This is a genomic window from Micromonospora sp. II (genome assembly GCF_001709195.1).
Taxonomy (GTDB): domain Bacteria; phylum Actinomycetota; class Actinomycetes; order Mycobacteriales; family Micromonosporaceae; genus Micromonospora; species Micromonospora chalcea.
This window is the reverse complement of the sequence record NZ_LYXF01000003.1, coordinates 58745-74078: the sequence shown is the minus strand read 5'-3', so window position 1 is coordinate 74078 and position 15334 is coordinate 58745. Positions and strand designations below refer to the sequence as shown.

Annotated in this window: 12 protein-coding genes; 4 read left to right on the top strand and 8 right to left on the bottom strand. The window is 72.8% G+C overall.

Translation table 11 applies throughout. The annotated features are described in order from the left end of the window. Window positions 1-56: 56 nt before the first annotated feature. The 5 genes from A8711_RS00380 to deoC all read right to left on the bottom strand — a co-directional run bounded on the left by A8711_RS00380 (window position 57) and on the right by deoC (window position 5263). Complete coding sequence (locus A8711_RS00380) at window positions 57-962, bottom strand: M56 family metallopeptidase (RefSeq protein WP_043326742.1); 906 nt, start codon at window positions 960-962, stop codon at window positions 57-59. A 9-nt stretch (window positions 963-971) separates the two neighbouring features. After that, window positions 972-1520 carry a BlaI/MecI/CopY family transcriptional regulator gene (locus A8711_RS00375; protein WP_069087166.1) on the bottom strand — a complete coding sequence of 183 codons (549 nt, stop codon included), beginning with the start codon at window positions 1518-1520 and terminating at the stop codon, window positions 972-974. A 530-nt stretch (window positions 1521-2050) separates the two neighbouring features. Continuing rightward, complete coding sequence (locus A8711_RS00370; protein WP_064447630.1) at window positions 2051-2875, bottom strand: aldehyde dehydrogenase family protein; 825 nt, start codon at window positions 2873-2875, stop codon at window positions 2051-2053. Next, window positions 2868-4298 carry an aldehyde dehydrogenase family protein gene (locus A8711_RS00365; RefSeq protein ID WP_064447631.1) on the bottom strand — a complete coding sequence of 477 codons (1431 nt, stop codon included), beginning with the start codon at window positions 4296-4298 and terminating at the stop codon, window positions 2868-2870. Before A8711_RS00365 ends, A8711_RS00370 begins: the two co-directional genes overlap by 8 nt. Window positions 4299-4303: 5 nt before the next feature. Beyond that, complete coding sequence (gene deoC / locus A8711_RS00360) at window positions 4304-5263, bottom strand: deoxyribose-phosphate aldolase (protein ID WP_030501215.1); 960 nt, start codon at window positions 5261-5263, stop codon at window positions 4304-4306. 136 nt (window positions 5264-5399) lie between these two features. Here deoC and upp point away from each other — a divergent pair, with 136 nt between their 5' ends. Then, complete coding sequence (gene upp / locus A8711_RS00355; RefSeq protein WP_043326733.1) at window positions 5400-6032, top strand: uracil phosphoribosyltransferase; 633 nt, start codon at window positions 5400-5402, stop codon at window positions 6030-6032. A 100-nt stretch (window positions 6033-6132) separates the two neighbouring features. Then, entirely contained in the window at window positions 6133-6807 is a 675-nt protein-coding gene (locus tag A8711_RS00350; RefSeq protein WP_069087165.1) for a GPP34 family phosphoprotein, read from the top strand. Between the two features lie 86 nt (window positions 6808-6893). Here A8711_RS00350 and A8711_RS00345 read toward each other — a convergent pair whose 3' ends face one another. Then, complete coding sequence (locus A8711_RS00345; RefSeq protein WP_069087164.1) at window positions 6894-8558, bottom strand: phospho-sugar mutase; 1665 nt, start codon at window positions 8556-8558, stop codon at window positions 6894-6896. A 49-nt stretch (window positions 8559-8607) separates the two neighbouring features. Then, a complete protein-coding gene (locus tag A8711_RS00340) occupies window positions 8608-10629 on the bottom strand; it encodes a serine/threonine-protein kinase (protein WP_069087163.1) in 2022 nt (673 codons plus the stop codon). Window positions 10630-10832: 203 nt separating this feature from the next. Here A8711_RS00340 and A8711_RS00335 point away from each other — a divergent pair, with 203 nt between their 5' ends. Both A8711_RS00335 and A8711_RS00330 read left to right on the top strand, forming a co-directional pair. Further along, the gene (locus A8711_RS00335) at window positions 10833-12416 is read left to right on the top strand and encodes a methylmalonyl-CoA mutase (RefSeq protein WP_043326726.1); all 1584 of its coding nucleotides are present in this window, start codon (window positions 10833-10835) and stop codon (window positions 12414-12416) included. 595 nt (window positions 12417-13011) lie between these two features. Further along, on the top strand, window positions 13012-14271 hold the full coding sequence (locus A8711_RS00330) for an amidohydrolase (RefSeq protein ID WP_043326724.1): 1260 nt from the start codon (window positions 13012-13014) through the stop codon (window positions 14269-14271). Here the strand turns inward: A8711_RS00330 and A8711_RS00325 are convergent. After that, the gene (locus A8711_RS00325; protein WP_069087162.1) at window positions 14228-15229 is read right to left on the bottom strand and encodes a DUF4349 domain-containing protein; all 1002 of its coding nucleotides are present in this window, start codon (window positions 15227-15229) and stop codon (window positions 14228-14230) included. The two genes, A8711_RS00330 and A8711_RS00325, sit on opposite strands and share 44 nt — an antisense overlap. Window positions 15230-15334 lie beyond the last annotated feature (105 nt).

Sequence of the window (15334 nt, the reverse complement as noted above, 5' to 3'; positions counted from 1 at the left end):
TAGCTTCACTACCTATAGAGGTGTGCGAACCCGGAGAAGTCCCTTAGGGGGCGAGATCAGCTCAGGAACAGGGCGAACGGCAGGGAGACGAGCGTGCCCGCGACGGCGAGCGCCATCGCGCCGAGCACCCGCGGCGGGCGGTCCGCGACGAGCAGCCGCTGCACCCGTACGTCCAGATCGCGGTCGCCGAGACCGAGCGTGCCGGCCGGTTGCACCCGGTGCTCGGCGGCGGCGAACCGGCGCAGCGCGCCCGCCAGCGGCGCGTCCGCGTGCAGCTCCCGGGCCTTGTCGTCGGCGCGCATCTCGACCAGCAACGCCACCCGCGCGTGCGCGTCCCGCACCCACTGGAACCAGGGCAGCGCCCGGCACAACGCGGTGAACGGCAGCAGCACCAGATCGTGCCGCTCCTGGGCGTGCGCCCGCTCGTGGGTGAGCACCGCCGCCAGCTCGGCCGGGTCGAGCAGGTCGAGCGTGCCCGCGCTCACCACCACCCGGGGCCGCACCCCCGGCAGGCAGTACGCCGCAGCGCTCGGGTGGTCGAGCACCAGCGCGCCGGGCACCGTCGGGTCACGCCGGGCCACCAGGTGCAGCAGCTCCCGGTGCCGGCGCTGGGCGCGTACCGCGCCGTGCAGGCTGCGTACCGTCGTGGTGAGCAGCACCACGCCGATGCCGAGACCGACGCCGACCAGGCTGAGGTGCACCGCGCCCACACCGGCCGGAAGCGTGCCGTGGGCCAGGTCGTCGGCCAGCGCCAGCAGCGCCCACCCGGTCGCCCGGTCGTAGACGTCGAGGCCCAGTGCCATCGGCAACCCCATGGCCGACAGGCCGAGCGCCAGCCCGACCGCCTGCCAGCACAGGATCGCCACCCGGGGCGCGCGCCACGTCCAGCGCGCGGCGGCGAGGACCTGCGCGGTCAGCCAGCAGGCCAGAATGGTCGCGGCGAAGTGCAGGGCGTACGCCACGGCGGCCGCCTACCGGTCCGTCGCCTCGTCGAGCGCGGGCCGACCGGGCCGGGGGTCCTCGATCCGGCCGGTCGGTCCGTCCTCGACGGTCGCGGGCCCGGTCGTCCCGGCCTCGGCGGTTGCTGGCCCGGTCGCTCCGGTCTCGGTGGTCGCTGGCCCGGTTGCCCCGGTCTCGACGATCGTGGGCCCGGTCGCTCCGGCCTCGGCGCTGAGCGCGGCGCGGAGCACGTCCGCCTCCGTGCCGGTCACCGAGCGGGCGAAGCGCACCAGCGCGGCGTCCCGGCTGCCGCCGAGATCGAGGGCTTCGAGCATGAGCTGGGCAATGTGCGCCTCGCGGGTGGCGGCGGGGCGGTAACGCCAGGCGCGGCCCTCCCGCTCGCGCTGCACCATGCCCTTGCCGGCGAGCCGGTCGAGCACGGTCATAACGGTGGTGTAGGCCAGTTCGCGGCCGTCCAGGGCGTCGGCGACCTCGCGCACCGTCACGCCGCCCGAGGCGGCTGGTGCCGCGTCCCACAGCACGTCCATCACCGCACGCTCAAGGTCCCCCAGCCGAGTCACCCACCAATCCTACCCCCGGTAGTAGACCCTCTCCGCCGCCCCGGTCCCCGGTTCCRGTCCCCGCCCCGCCCTCCCGAAGATCAACACCAGCTCGGGGAGGTGGTGTGGTCCGAGGCGGGTCGATGCAGCCACCTCCCCGTACTGGTGTCGATCTAGCTCTCCTCGGACGGCCCCGCCAAGATCCACTCCGCCTCGGGGAGGTGGTGCAGTCCCGGGTCGGTTGACGTGGCCACTCCGGGGAAGTGGTGTTGATCTTGTTGGGCGGCGGGGTGAGTGTCGGGGCGTGGCTCGGGTCACTTCGGAGGTTTTGGTGCTGATCCTGTCGGCCTCCTGCGGGGCCTTCGACAAGATCAACGCCAGTTCGGGGAGGTGGTGGCATCCGAGGCGGGTTGATCGGCCCACTTCGCCGTGCTGGTGTCGATCTTGCTCGGGTGGGACCGACGACCGTTCGCGGGAAGAGCGGGAACGGGAAGTGGCGGCAACCCGGGTGGGTGTGCCGCCACTTCGGGCCGGGACCGGACTGCCGTCGGTCAGACGCCCTTGGGGTGCCAGACCGTCTTGGTCTCCAGCAGCGTGGTCATCCGGGTGATGCCGGGATCGGCGTACCAGTCGTGGTCGGCCGGGGCCGGCCGGAGCACCCGCTTGAGGTTCTCCGCGGCCTTGATCTCCAGGTCGGCTGCCAGCTCGGCGTCGGTGACGCCGGTCAGGTCGATCGCGTTGACGTCCATGTGCGCGGCGAGCGTCGGCACGGTCTCGGTCAGCCGGCCGGTGAGGATGTTCACCACCCCGCCGGGCAGGTCGGAGGTGGCGAGCACCTCGGCCAGCGTCACCGCTGCCAGCGGCGCCGCCGGGGAGGCGGCCACCACGACCGTGTTGCCGGTGACGATCGCCGGGGCGATCACGCTCACCAGGCCGAGCAGCGCGGGCTCCTCGGGGGCGGCCACCGCCACCACGCCGGTGGGCTCCGGCGCGGACAGGTTGAAGTACGGGCCGGCCACCGGGTTCGCGCCGCCGTACACCTGGGACAGCTTGTCGGACCAGCCCGCGTACCAGACCCAGCGGTCGATCGCGGCGTCCACCTCGTCGGCCGGTACGCCCAGGGCGACGAACTGCTCGCGCCGGCCCTCCAGCATCTCGGCGACCCGGTAGAGGATCTGACCCCTGTTGTACGCGGTCGCCCCGGCCCAGCCCTTCACCGCGGCGCGGGCGGCCACTACCGCGTCCCGCGCGTCCTTCCGGGAGGCAAGAGACACGTTCGCGGATTGCACGAGATACGACCGTCCCGACTCGCTGCGCGGGAACTTCCCGCCGATGAAGAGCTTGTACGTCTTGCGTACCGCGACCCGCTCAGACATTGAGGTACCCCTCCAGCCCGTGCCGGCCGCCCTCGCGACCGTAGCCCGACTCCTTGTAGCCGCCGAACGGCGACGTCGGGTCGAACTTGTTGAACGTGTTCGCCCACACCACTCCTGCGCGCAGCCGGTCGGCCAGCCACAGGATCCGGGAACCCTTGTCGGTCCAGATTCCGGCCGACAGCCCGTACGGCGTGTTGTTGGCCTTTTCGACGGCCTCCGCCGGGGTGCGGAACGTGAGCACGGACAGCACCGGGCCGAAGATCTCCTCGCGGGCGATCCGGTGGGCCTGGGTGACGCCGGTGAAGATGGTCGGCGCGAACCAGAAGCCGCGCTCGGGCAGCTCGCACGGCGGCGACCAGCGCTCCGCACCCTCGGCGGACCCGGCGTCGGACAGCTCCCGGATGCGGGTGAGCTGCTCGGCCGAGTTGATCGCGCCGATGTCGGTGTTCTTGTCCAGCGGGTCGCCGACGCGCAACTGGGCCATCCGGCGCTTGAGCGACTCCAGCACCCGGTCGGCCACCGACTCCTGGACCAGCAGCCGCGACCCGGCGCAGCAGACGTGCCCCTGGTTGAAGAAGATGCCGTTGACGATGCCCTCGACGGCCTGGTCGATCGGCGCGTCGTCGAAGACGATGTTCGCGGCCTTGCCGCCCAGTTCCAGCGTGAGCTTCTTGCGGGTGCCGGCGACCGAGCGGGCGATGGCCCGGCCCACCTCGGTGGAGCCGGTGAACGCGACCTTGTCCACGCCCGGGTGCTCGACCAGCGCCCGGCCGGTGTCGCCCGCGCCGGTGACGATGTTGACCACGCCGGCGGGCAGGTCGGCCTGCTGGCAGATCTCGGCGAACAGCAGCGCGGTCAGCGGGGTGGTCTCGGCGGGCTTGAGCACGACCGTGTTGCCGGCGGCCAGCGCCGGGGCGATCTTCCACGCCAGCATGAGCAGCGGGAAGTTCCACGGGATGACCTGCGCCGCCACGCCGAGCGGCTTCGGGTCCGGGCCGAAGCCCGCGTGCGGAAGCTTGTCCGCCCAGCCCGCGTAGTAGAAGAAGTGCGCGGCGACCAGCGGCAGGTCGACGTCGCGGGACTCCTTGATCGGCTTGCCGTTGTCCAGCGACTCCAGCACCGCCAGCTCGCGCGAGCGTTCCTGGATGAGCCGGGCGATCCGGAACAGGTACTTGGCCCGGTCCCGGCCCGGCATCGGACCCCAGACCTTCTCGTACGCGGTCCGGGCGGCGCGCACCGCGCGGTCCACGTCGTCGGCGCCGGCCTCGGCGATCTCGGCCAGCACCTCCTCGGAGGCCGGGTTCACCGACTTGAAGCTGCCGCCGGAGGCCGGGTCGACGAACGCGCCGTCGACGAAGAGCCCGTACGAGGGCTTGATGTCCACCACCGAGCGGGACTCGGGGGCGGGTGCGTATTCGAACATCGCGTTCAGTCCAGGGTGAAGTAGTCGGGGCCGGCGTAGACGCCGGTCGTCAGCTTGGTGCGCTGCATGAGCAGGTCGTTGAGCAGGCTCGACGCGCCGAACCGGAACCAGTCCGGGCTCAGCCAGTCGGCGCCGACCGTCTCGTTGACCATGACCAGGTACTTGATCGCGTCCTTGGTGGTCTTGATGCCACCGGCCGGCTTGACGCCGACCTGACGCCCGGTGGCGGCGCGGAAGTCGCGGACCGCCTCCAGCATCACCAGCGTCACCGGCAGGGTGGCCGCGACCGGGACCTTGCCGGTGGAGGTCTTGATGAAGTCGCCGCCCGCGAGCATGGCGAGCCAGGACGCCCGCCGCACGTTGTCGTACGTGGCCAGCTCGCCGGTCTCCAGGATCACCTTGAGGTGGGCGTCCCCGCAGGCTTCCTTGGTGGCCACGATCTCGTCGTAGACCTCGGCGTAGCGCCCGGCCAGGAACGCGCCCCGGTTGATCACCATGTCGATCTCGTCCGCGCCGGCCTCGACCGCCGCCCGCACGTCGGCGAGCTTGATCTCCAGCGGGGCCTGACCGGACGGGAACGCGGTCGCCACGCTGGCCAGGTGCACGCCGCTGCCGCGCAGCACCTCGGCCACGTACGGGACCATCGACGGGTAGACGCAGACGGCGCCCACGTGCGGGCAGCTCGGGTCGGCCGGGTCGGGGCGCAGCGCCTTCGCGGCCAGCGCCCGCACCTTGCCGGGCGTGTCCGCGCCTTCCAGGGTGGTCAGGTCGACCATCCGGATCGCCAGGTCGATCGCCTCGGCCTTGGCAGTGGTCTTGATGGAGCGGGTGCCGAGCTGCGCCGCCCGCTGCTCCGCGCCGACCTGGTCCACGCCGGGCAGGCCGTGCAGGAAGGTCCGCAGAGCGGTCTCGGATCGTCCCAGCTCGGAGAGATCCGACCGGGCCGACGTCGTTGTCGCCGTCATGCCCCGAATAGTACGCACTCGCGAGTCCTGTGATCTTGGTCACGGTGAACGGGTTGCGAGCGTCGTACGTGAGCGGGGTCGCTGGTCGGGCCGCACCCACCGTGCGCCGGTCCACGGAGCGGTAGGTTGAGCGATCGTGGACGTAACCGTCATTGACCATCCGCTCGCCCAGACGCGGCTGACCGCCATGCGGGACGCCCGGACCGACTCGTCGTCGTTCCGGGCGGCGCTGCGCGAACTCACCACCATGCTGGTGTACGAGGCCGCGCGCTCCTTCCCGGTCGAGAAGTACTCGATCCAGACCCCGGTCACCGCCACCGAAGGCAGCCGGCTGGCGAACCCGCCTCTGCTGGTGCCGGTGCTGCGGGCCGGTCTCGGCATGGCCGACGCCGCGCTCGGCCTGCTGCCCGAGTCGTCGATGGGCTTCGTCGGCCTGGCCCGCGACGAGGAGACGTACGAGCCCCGCGCGTACATGGAGTCGCTGCCGCGCGACCTCAGCGGCCTGCCGGTGCTGGTGCTCGACCCGATGCTCGCCACCGGCGGCTCGCTGGAGCACTGCTGCCGGCTGCTCGCCGACCGCGGCTGCACCGACATCACCGTGCTCTGCGTGCTGGCCGCGCCGGTCGGCATCGAGCGGCTGGAGCGCTCCGGCCTGCCGTTGCGCCTGGTCACCGCCTCGATCGACGAGGGCCTGAACGACTCGAAGTTCATCGTCCCCGGCCTGGGTGACGCCGGCGACCGCCAGTTCGGCGGCATGCCCCGTTTCTGAGGCCGGTCCCGGTGCGGAGGGTCGGCCCTCCGCACCGGGAACCGGACTGCCCCGGCGAGTTGGTGCGCGGGGGTGCGGGGAGGCGCTAGCGTTCCGGGCCATGACTGGTGTTGCGCTCGCCGAAGAGCTGCTGCTCCTCGCGTACGACGACGAAACCGGCAAGGCCACCATGCCGCGGATCAGCCTTGACCTGGGCATGGCCGCGGCGGTGCTGGTCGAGCTGGCCCTGGCCGGACGGCTCGCGTACGCGGACGGGAACCTGGCGGTGATCGATCCGGCGCCGACCGGTGAGCCGATCGCCGACGCCGTACTCGCCAAGATCGCCGCGGAGACCCCGCATACACCCTCGTCCTGGGTGCAGCGGCTGCGGCACGGGCTGCGCGACCGGATCCTCACCGACCTGTGCGGGCGGGGCGTGGTCCGGGACGTGGAGGAGACCGAGCTGGACTTCATCCACGTGCACCGCTACCCGGTGGCGGACCCCTCGGTCGAGGCGGACATCCGGCAGCGTCTGGCCGACGCGCTGACCAGCGGGCAGCTCCCCGACGAGCGGACCGCCGCGCTCGCCACGCTCGTCGCGGTGCTGCGCATGGAGCCGGCGCTCGGGCTCACCGGCCCGGCCGCCGAGGATGCCGGGCGCCGCCTGGAGGAGATCGCCGCCGGCGCCGGGTTCTCCGGCTCGGTGAGCCTGGACGACAGCGTGGTGCGCCCGTCGATCAGTCTGGTCATCGCCGCGCTGGGCCAGGCCGTCGACGCCGCCCTGGGCAAGCGGTAAGGAAGGGCCCCCTCTTAACGCCTCCGGTAGAGGAAGGGCCCCTTATTAACGCGAGGCGTTAATAAGGGGCCCTTCCTTACACCCGGTCAGAGGCCGAGGGCGGCGGCGATCTCGTTGCGCAGCTCGGTCACGGCGGCACGCGCGCGCTGCCGGGCCGCCGGCACGTCGCCGCCGGTCACCGGCTCCACCACCTCCAGGTACGCCTTGAGCTTCGGCTCCGTGCCGGATGGCCGGATCACCACCCGGGCCGCGCCGGTGCGCAGGATCACCACGTCCGCGTCGGGGAGCAGGTCGGTCGCCTCGGTCACCGGCTGCCCGAGCAGCGCGGTCGGGGTGGCCGCCCGGATCCGCGCCATCGAGTCCGCGATGACCCGCAGGTCCTCCACCCGGACCGAGAGCTGCTCGGTGTGGTGCACGCCGAACTCGGCGGCCAGCTCGTCCAGCCGGTCGAGGAGCGTACGGCCCTCGGCCTTCAGGCCGGCGGCCAGCTCGGCGACCGTCAGCGCGGCGGTGATGCCGTCCTTGTCGCGTACGTGCTCCGGCGCGACGCAGTAGCCGAGCGCCTCCTCGTAGCCGTACACGAGCGGCTCCCGGCCGCCGCCGGCCCGGACGATCCACTTGAACCCGGTGAGCGTCTCGTCGTAGGGCAGACCCCGGGCCGCCGCCATGGCCCGCAGCAGCGCCGAGGACACGATCGTGGTGGCGTACAGGCCGGTCACGCCACGTCGCATCAGGTGGTCGGCGAGCAGCGCGCCCACCTCGTCGCCGCGCAGCATCCGCCAGGACCCGGCGTCGCGTACGGCCACCGCGCAGCGGTCCGCATCCGGGTCGTTGGCGATGGCGAGATCCGCGCCGGTGCGGTCGGCGAGCGCGACGAGCAGGTCCACCGCGCCCGGCTCCTCCGGGTTGGGGAAGCTGACGGTCGGGAACGCCGGGTCCGGCTCGGCCTGCTCCGGCACCACGCCCGGCACGCCGAACCCGGCGTGCGCGAACGCGGCGGTCAGCACCGCGCCGCCCACCCCGTGCAGCGGCGTGTACGCCACCTTCAGGTCGCGCGGCCCGGTCGGGTCCACCACGGCGGCGGCCTGTTCCACGTACGCGGCCACCAGGTCGTCGCCGAGCACCTGCCCGACCGGGCCGAGCGGCACCTCGGCGAGCGGGCCGACGGCCCGGATGGCCGCCTCGATGCCGGCGTCGGCGGGCGGCACGATCTGCGCGCCGGCGCCCAGCTCACCGCCGAGCTGCGCGCCCAGGTAGACCTTGTAGCCGTTGTCCTGCGGCGGGTTGTGGCTGGCGGTCACCATCACCCCGGCGACCGCGCCGAGCTGCCGGACCGCGAACGCCAGCACCGGCGTGGGCAACGGCCGGGGCAGCAGCAGCGCCGGACGGCCCGCGCCGGTGGCCACCTGGGCGGTGCGCTCGGCGAAGGCCAGCGAGCCGCGCCGGGCGTCGTACCCGATCACCAGCGGGCCCTCGCCGCCCTGGGCGGCGAGCCAGCGCACGAGCCCGGCGGCGGCCTGGGTGACCACGGCGAGGTTCATGCCGTTCGGCCCGGCGCGCAGCGGGCCGCGCAGCCCGGCGGTGCCGAACGTCAGCGGGCCGGCGAACCGGTCGGCCAGGTCGGTCGCCGTGCCGGGCAGCCCGTCCAGGACGGCGCGCAGCTCGTCGCGGTCGGCCGGGTCCGGGTCGTCGGCGAGCCAGCGCTCGGCTCGGACGCGAAGGTCGTCTAGGTCAGTGGTTTCCGCCGCCATTGCCTCTTGATAGCACGGCGGCGGATCACCACTGGCCGTCGGCCTCGACTCAGTTCGCCTCGGTGAGCTGGAACGAGCCGACCATCGCGTCGAAGATCGGCTTGCTCTCCGCGAACCGCGCGTCGGTCGAGGAGAGGTAGAACGAGTAGACCTTGCCGTCCTTGACCACGCCCCGCCAGATGCCGTGACGCATGGACTCACCCTCGCCGCAGGTGTATTCGAGCTGGCCCGCGGTCTGCCCGGCGAGCGGCTGCTCGGAAACCGACACCTCGGTGTAGGGGGCGGGACAGGTCTTGCTCTTGGCGCTGTTCTTGTTCAGGTTCCGCGAGGCGAACTCGGCCCAGCTGATCGAGGTGCCGCCCCACGGCTCGGCGATCACCCGCACCTTGCGGCCCTCGTCCTCGGGGTCGACGTAGTCGACGTAGAGGCCGCCGGTCTGCCGCTGCCAGCCCTTCGGCACCTGGATGGTCACGCCCTTGACGGTCTGCTCCTGCATCTCGGGCGCGGCGGCAGCCGAGTTCGACGGCAGCGTGCCCACGATCGGCGGTGGCGTGTCGTCGCCGCCGCTGGTCAGCGCGATCACGCTCACCAGCAGCACCACGGCGAGGCCACCGGCGGCGGCGAGCTGGACCTTGCGCGGCCACGCCTTGATCCGGCCGAGCAGGCCCTTGGCCGAGCCGAGCGCGCCGCCACCACCGGCGGCCGGAGCGGTGGCCGGCGTGGTCCACGGCTGGCCGGTGCCGGGCACCGACCACTGGTTGCCGCCGCCGTACACCGGCTGGGTGGCGTCGGCGGCACGGCCGTAGACCGGCTGGGTGGTCGGCACCTGCTGGGTGGCGTCCGCGCCGGCGCCCTGGCCGAGCCGGACCGTGGCGTCCGGCGAGATGCGCTGGGTGGCCTCGGGCGCGGGCCCGGACATCGCGCCGGTCGGGGTGTGCAGCGGGCCGGCCAGCGCGTCCGCGCTGGTCTCGTCCAGCGCGGCGTCGCCCGCCGCCGGCTTCTCGCCGGCGGGCCGCTCCCCGCGGCGCAGCGCGGCGAGCCGGTCGGTCAGCGACTCGTCCGGACCGATCATGGCCCGACCGCCGATCTGGCCGCTCGGCTTCGGCTCGGCCGCGATGGCCGGCGGCGTGGTCGGGCGCGGCACCGGCACCACCGCGTACGGGTCGGTGACCGAGTTGACCGCGGTGGCGGTGCTGGTCAGCGGCCCGGCGAGCAGTTCGCGCAGGTTGGCGCGGGCCCGGTGCACGTCCATCCGGCGGGCCGGGTCCTTCTCCAGCAGCCCCATCAGCACGCCGGTGAGCGGGCCGCTGCGCTGCGGCGTGGCGGGCGGGTCCTCGACCACGGCGTGCATGGTCTCGATCGGGTCGCCCTTGTCGAACGGGGGACGGCCCTCGACCGCTGTGTAGAGCGTCACGCCGAGCGAGAACAGATCGCTGGGCGGCCCGAACTCSTGGCCCATGGCCCGCTCGGGGGAGATGAAGTGCGGCGAGCCGAGCACCATGCCCGGCGTGGTGAGCTGCACGTCGGTGGGCATCCGGGCGACGCCGAAGTCGGTGAGCACGCAGCGGCCGTCGGAGCAGATCAGCACGTTGGCCGGCTTGACGTCGCGGTGCAGCACACCGATGGCGTGCGCCACCTCCAGCGCGCCGAGCAGCGCGATGCCGATCTTGGCGACGGCGCGCGGCGCGACCGGCCCGTCCTCGATCACCATGTCGGCGAGGCTGCGGGCGTCCAGCAGCTCCATCACGATCCACGGCCGGCCGCCCTCGGTGACCACGTCGTAGACCTGCACCACGGCCGGGTGCTGGATCGCGGCGGCGGCGCGGGCCTCCCGCAGCGTCCGTTCGTAGAGCGCGTCGCGGTCGCTCGGGGCGAGCCCCGGCGGGAGGACGACCTCCTTGACCGCCACGTCGCGGCGCAGCAATGTGTCTGTGGCCCGCCAGACCGTGCCCATGCCTCCGTTGCCCACCGGGGAGCGCAGCGAGTAGCGACCACCGATGGTGGTGCCGGGCGCCGCGCGTCCAGTGGGGGGACTGGCCGGTCCGCCGCTCCACGTCGGAATCTGAGTCACAGAAAAGCCACCGGGGGATATCGAGGGGGCTGGGACACAACCCCTCTATCTTGCTGGTTCCGACGCCCGATGCGAAACCCGACGCGGCGGGCGTTTACCTACTCGACGGTATGTGGCCGGTTGCTCACCTCCGGTGGTGTGCCGTGGCCAGGTGTGCGGTATCCCTCACCCACCAGGCGGTCAGCGCGTCCTACCATCCGGTAATGAGCGATGCGCGGTCAAGCGAGTCGGGTTTCCCGATCCAGGGCGTCTACACGGCGGCAGACCTTCCGGCGGACCTGGAGGCCCGGCTGGGCGAGCCGGGCGAATTCCCGTACACCCGCGGGGTCTACCCGACGATGTACACCTCCCGGCCCTGGACGATGCGACAGTACGCCGGCTTCGGCACCGCGACCGAGAGCAACGCGCGGTACCACCAGTTGCTGCGCGCCGGGACGATGGGCCTGTCCGTCGCGTTCGACCTGCCCACCCAGATGGGGTACGACTCGGACGACCCGATCGCGCACGGCGAGGTGGGCAAGGTCGGGGTCGCCATCGACTCCATCGAGGACATGCGCACGCTGTTCGGCGGCATCCCGCTGGACAAGGTCTCCACCTCGATGACGATCAACGCGCCCGGCTCGGTGCTGCTGCTGCTCTACCAGCTCGTGGCCGAGGAGAACGGCGTGCCGGGGGCGGCGCTCAACGGCACCATCCAGAACGACATCCTCAAGGAGTACATCGCCCGGGGGACGTACATCTTCCCGCCGAAGCCCTCGCTGCGGCTGGTCGCCGACACGTTCGCCTACTGCCGGGCCGAGGTGCCCAAGTGGAACACCATCTCGATCTCCGGCTACCACATGGCCGAGGCCGGCGCCTCGCCCGCGCAGGAGGTCGCGTTCACGCTGGCGAACGGCGTGGAGTACGTCCGCGCGGCGCTCGCCGCCGGGCTCGCAGTGGACGACTTCGCGCCCCGCCTGTCGTTCTTCTTCGTGGCCCGCACCACGCTGCTGGAGGAGGTCGCGAAGTTCCGCGCGGCCCGGCGCATCTGGGCCCGGCTGATGCGTGACGAGTTCGGCGCGAAGAACCCGAAGTCGATGATGCTGCGGTTCCACACCCAGACCGCCGGCGTGCAGCTCACCGCCCAGCAGCCGGAGGTGAACCTGGTCCGGGTGGCGGTGCAGGGCCTCGGCGCGGTGCTCGGTGGCACCCAGTCGCTGCACACGAACAGCTTCGACGAGGCGATCGCGCTGCCCACCGAGAAGGCGGCCCGGCTGGCGCTGCGCACCCAGCAGGTGCTGGCGTACGAGACGGACCTGACCGCCACCGTCGACCCGTTCGCCGGGTCGTACGTGGTGGAGGCGATGACCGCCGAGGTGGAGGCGGCGGCCACCGAGCTGATGGACCGCGTGTTCGACCACGGTTCGGCGGTGGACGCGATCGAGGCCGGTTTCCAGAAGCGCGAGATCGAGCAGTCGGCGTACCGGATCGCCCAGGAGATCGACTCGGGTGAGCGGGTGGTGGTCGGCCTCAACCGGTTCCAGATCGACGAGGAGGAGCCGTACGAGCCGCTGCGGGTGGACCCGGCGATCGAGGCGGCGCAGGGGGAGCGGCTGGCCCGGCTGCGCGCCGAGCGGGACTCCGGCGCGGTGGAGCGCGCACTGGCCGAGCTGCGTTCCGCAGCCGAGGGCGACGCCAACGTGCTCTATCCGATGAAGGAGGCGCTGCGCGCCCGGGCCACCGTCGGCGAGGTGTGCGGCACGCTGCGCGAGGTGTGGGGGATCTACCGGCCGAGCGATCGGTTCTGACGTTTTCAGGCGGCGGTCCCGTCGGCGCACGCAGGTGCCCGGCGCGGGCCGCCGTCGTGCGTCCGGTAGTGGTCTGAACTGGGCAAACGGGGCCGCTGAGGCGTACCGTTGGTCCCCTCCCGGGCGACGGCGCCCGGCCGGTCACGGCGGGTGGCCGGGCGGTGGCGCCCGGTGCCGCGCGTGTGCGATTCGGCGATTCGGGTAACCGGATCGGATGAACGGGACGGACAGCCTGTGCGGTCGACGGCCGGGCGGTCATGTCACCGTCGGGAGTCTTCCGGCAGCCGACAGTTGTCGCGCAATTGTCCGAGCGGCGGTTAATTGCCGTGACTAATGCGACAATTCGGAACAGCGGCCTGGATATTAGTGGCCGTTGAAACGGTTACGCGTTGTAGGAGGTGGGAGGCGGATGACGGGCTCCGACCGTGATCTACCTGCTGTCCCGCAGATATTCGAGCACTCTCACCAGGGCATTCGTGACGCTGCGCGGTCCGACCGCTACGCGAAAGATGTTGCGCAGCGTCACCGCCGGAGGTCTAGGCTGTCTGCTGTTCTACCCGATGATCCATCCATCTCTAGTGATCGAGAATTCGACGTGACGAGTGCGTTGACGCTGCCTTCCGGCGGCCCGCTGGCGTCGTCCCGGCCCGAGGCGCCGACCGGTTCCCAGCCCCTGCCCTTCGAGCTCGACCATCTCCTCGCGCTGCGCGTGCCCGGCCTGATCGCGACCCGCCGGCACCTCCACTCCCACCCGGAACTGTCCGGCGAGGAGTTCGAGACCGCCGCCCTGGTGCACCGCGAGCTGTCCCTCGCCGGGCTGAAGCCGCGCCTGCTGCCGAAGGGCAACGGCGTCATCTGCGACATCGACGGACGCCCGGACGGCCCGGTGATCGCGCTGCGCGCCGACATCGACGCGCTCCCGCTGGACGACCCGAAGGACGTGCCGTACCGCTCGACGGTGGAGGGCGTCTGCCACGCCTGCGGCCACGACGTGCACACGTCGGTGATGCTCGGCGTCGGCATGCTGCTGGCCCAACTCGCCGACATCGGCCAGCTCGACGGCCGGGTACGGCTGATCTTCCAGCCGGCCGAGGAGATCCTGCCCTGCGGCTCGCTGGAGGTCATCGAGGCCGGCGGTCTGGAGGACGTGGTGCAGATCTTCGCGCTGCACTGCGACCCGAACCTGCCGGTGGGCAAGGTCGGCCTGCGGGTCGGCCCGATCACCGCCGCCGCCGACAACGTCACCGTCCGGCTCACCGGGCCGGGCGGACACACCGCCCGCCCGCACCTGACAGTCGACCTGGTGGACGCACTCGGCCGGCTGGTGACCGAGGTCCCGACCCTGATCAGCCGCCGGGTGCCGGCCAACAGCGGGCTGCTGCTGGTGTTCGGCCACGCCTCGGCCGGCACCCGTTACAACGTCATCCCCTCCGAGGCGTGCGCGGCCGGCACGCTGCGGGTGATGGACCGCGATACCTGGGACGAGGCGCCCAAGATCGTGGCTCAGGTGGTGCGGGACGTGCTCGCGCCCACCGGCGCCACTGTCGATCTGGAATACCTGCGCGGCCGGCCGCCGGTGACGAACGACGCCGGCGCGATCGGCGTGCTCACCGCCGCCACCGCCGCCGCGCTCGGCCCCGACGGCATCGCCGAGACGCCGCAGAGCATGGGCGGCGAGGACTTCTCCTGGTACCTGGAGCACGTCCCCGGCGCGCTCGCCCGCCTCGGCGTGGGCCGCAGCGGGCCCAATGTGGACCTGCACCGGGCCTCGTTCGACGTGGACGAGCGCGCCATCGAGGCGGGCGTACGCCTCATGGTCCAGACCGCGCTGCGGGCACTGGCGGCGGCGCGCTGACCGGAGCGTCGGCCGGACCGGCCGGGCCCGGCGGCATCGGGCCCAGGCCCGGCTGCGGCATCGCGCCCGGGCCGGGCGGCGGCGTCCGCCGGGCCCGCCGGCGCCGCCACAGGAGCAGCAACCACAGCGGTACGCCGATCACCACCGCGAAGGGCAGCACCGCCCCGAGCACGGTCAGCGCGATGCGGGCCGAGGCCCGGAACGCCGTCCACCCGCCGTCCAGCCCGCTGCGGAAGCCCAGATCCGCCTCCTCCTCGGCGGTGCTGGCGTCCTGCCCGAGCAACGTCACGGTGATGGTGGAGAGCGCGGTCAGGTCCGCCAGCCGGCGCTTGCGCGCCTCCAGCGCGGCCAGGTCCGCCTGACGGCTGCCCACCTCGTTCTCCAGCCGGACCAGCTCGTCCACCGAACTCGCCTGGGCGAGCAGCTTGCGGGCGCTCTCCACCCGCGCCCGCTGGGTGGCGATCCGGGCGTCCAGGTCGACCACCTGCTCGGTGACGTCCTCGGTGCGGATCTCCCGGCGCTCCTGGCGGCCGAGGCCGGCGAGCTGGTCGATCACACCGGCGAACTTGTCCGCCGGCACCCGCAGGGTCAGCACCGCCCGGGCCTCGGCGGAGCGGCTCGACCGCCGGTCGCCGCCGACGAACCCACCGGCCGCTGTCACCGCGGTGACCGCCTCCCGCGACGCGGCCTCCACATCGTCCACCCGGATCTGCATCGTCCCGGTGTAGATGATGGACCGCTGGTCGACCCGCAGGTCCGCGCCGCCGGTGCCGCCGGGAGCCGCCTGGTCGCGATCCGCGCCGCCCGCGGCGGGCTGCTCGCGCGCCGCGCCTCCGTCCATGGCCGGCGCGGCCGCGTCGCCGCCGCTGTCCTCGTCCGCGCCGCAGGCGCCCACGGCGAGCGCCGCGACCAGGCCCACCGCCACCAGGGCAAGGCCCCGGAACCGTCGTCCACCCATTCCCCGTACTCCGATCGTCGGCGGCCCCGCCCACCGGGACCGATACCTCGGACGTGGCGCGTGGTCGCGCCGGTTCCGGCAGACTGCGCTGAGGACATCACGATT

Coding starts and splice junctions, on each gene's coding strand:
- A8711_RS00325 (WP_069087162.1), bottom strand. CDS start 15,229: ATGGGTGGACGACGGTTCCGGGGCCTTGCCCTGGTGGCGGTGGGCCTG.
- A8711_RS00350 (WP_069087165.1), top strand. CDS start 6,133: ATGACTGGTGTTGCGCTCGCCGAAGAGCTGCTGCTCCTCGCGTACGAC.
- A8711_RS00370 (WP_064447630.1), bottom strand. CDS start 2,875: ATGTCTGAGCGGGTCGCGGTACGCAAGACGTACAAGCTCTTCATCGGC.
- A8711_RS00335 (WP_043326726.1), top strand. CDS start 10,833: ATGAGCGATGCGCGGTCAAGCGAGTCGGGTTTCCCGATCCAGGGCGTC.
- deoC (WP_030501215.1), bottom strand. CDS start 5,263: ATGACGGCGACAACGACGTCGGCCCGGTCGGATCTCTCCGAGCTGGGA.
- A8711_RS00345 (WP_069087164.1), bottom strand. CDS start 8,558: ATGGCGGCGGAAACCACTGACCTAGACGACCTTCGCGTCCGAGCCGAG.
- A8711_RS00365 (WP_064447631.1), bottom strand. CDS start 4,298: ATGTTCGAATACGCACCCGCCCCCGAGTCCCGCTCGGTGGTGGACATC.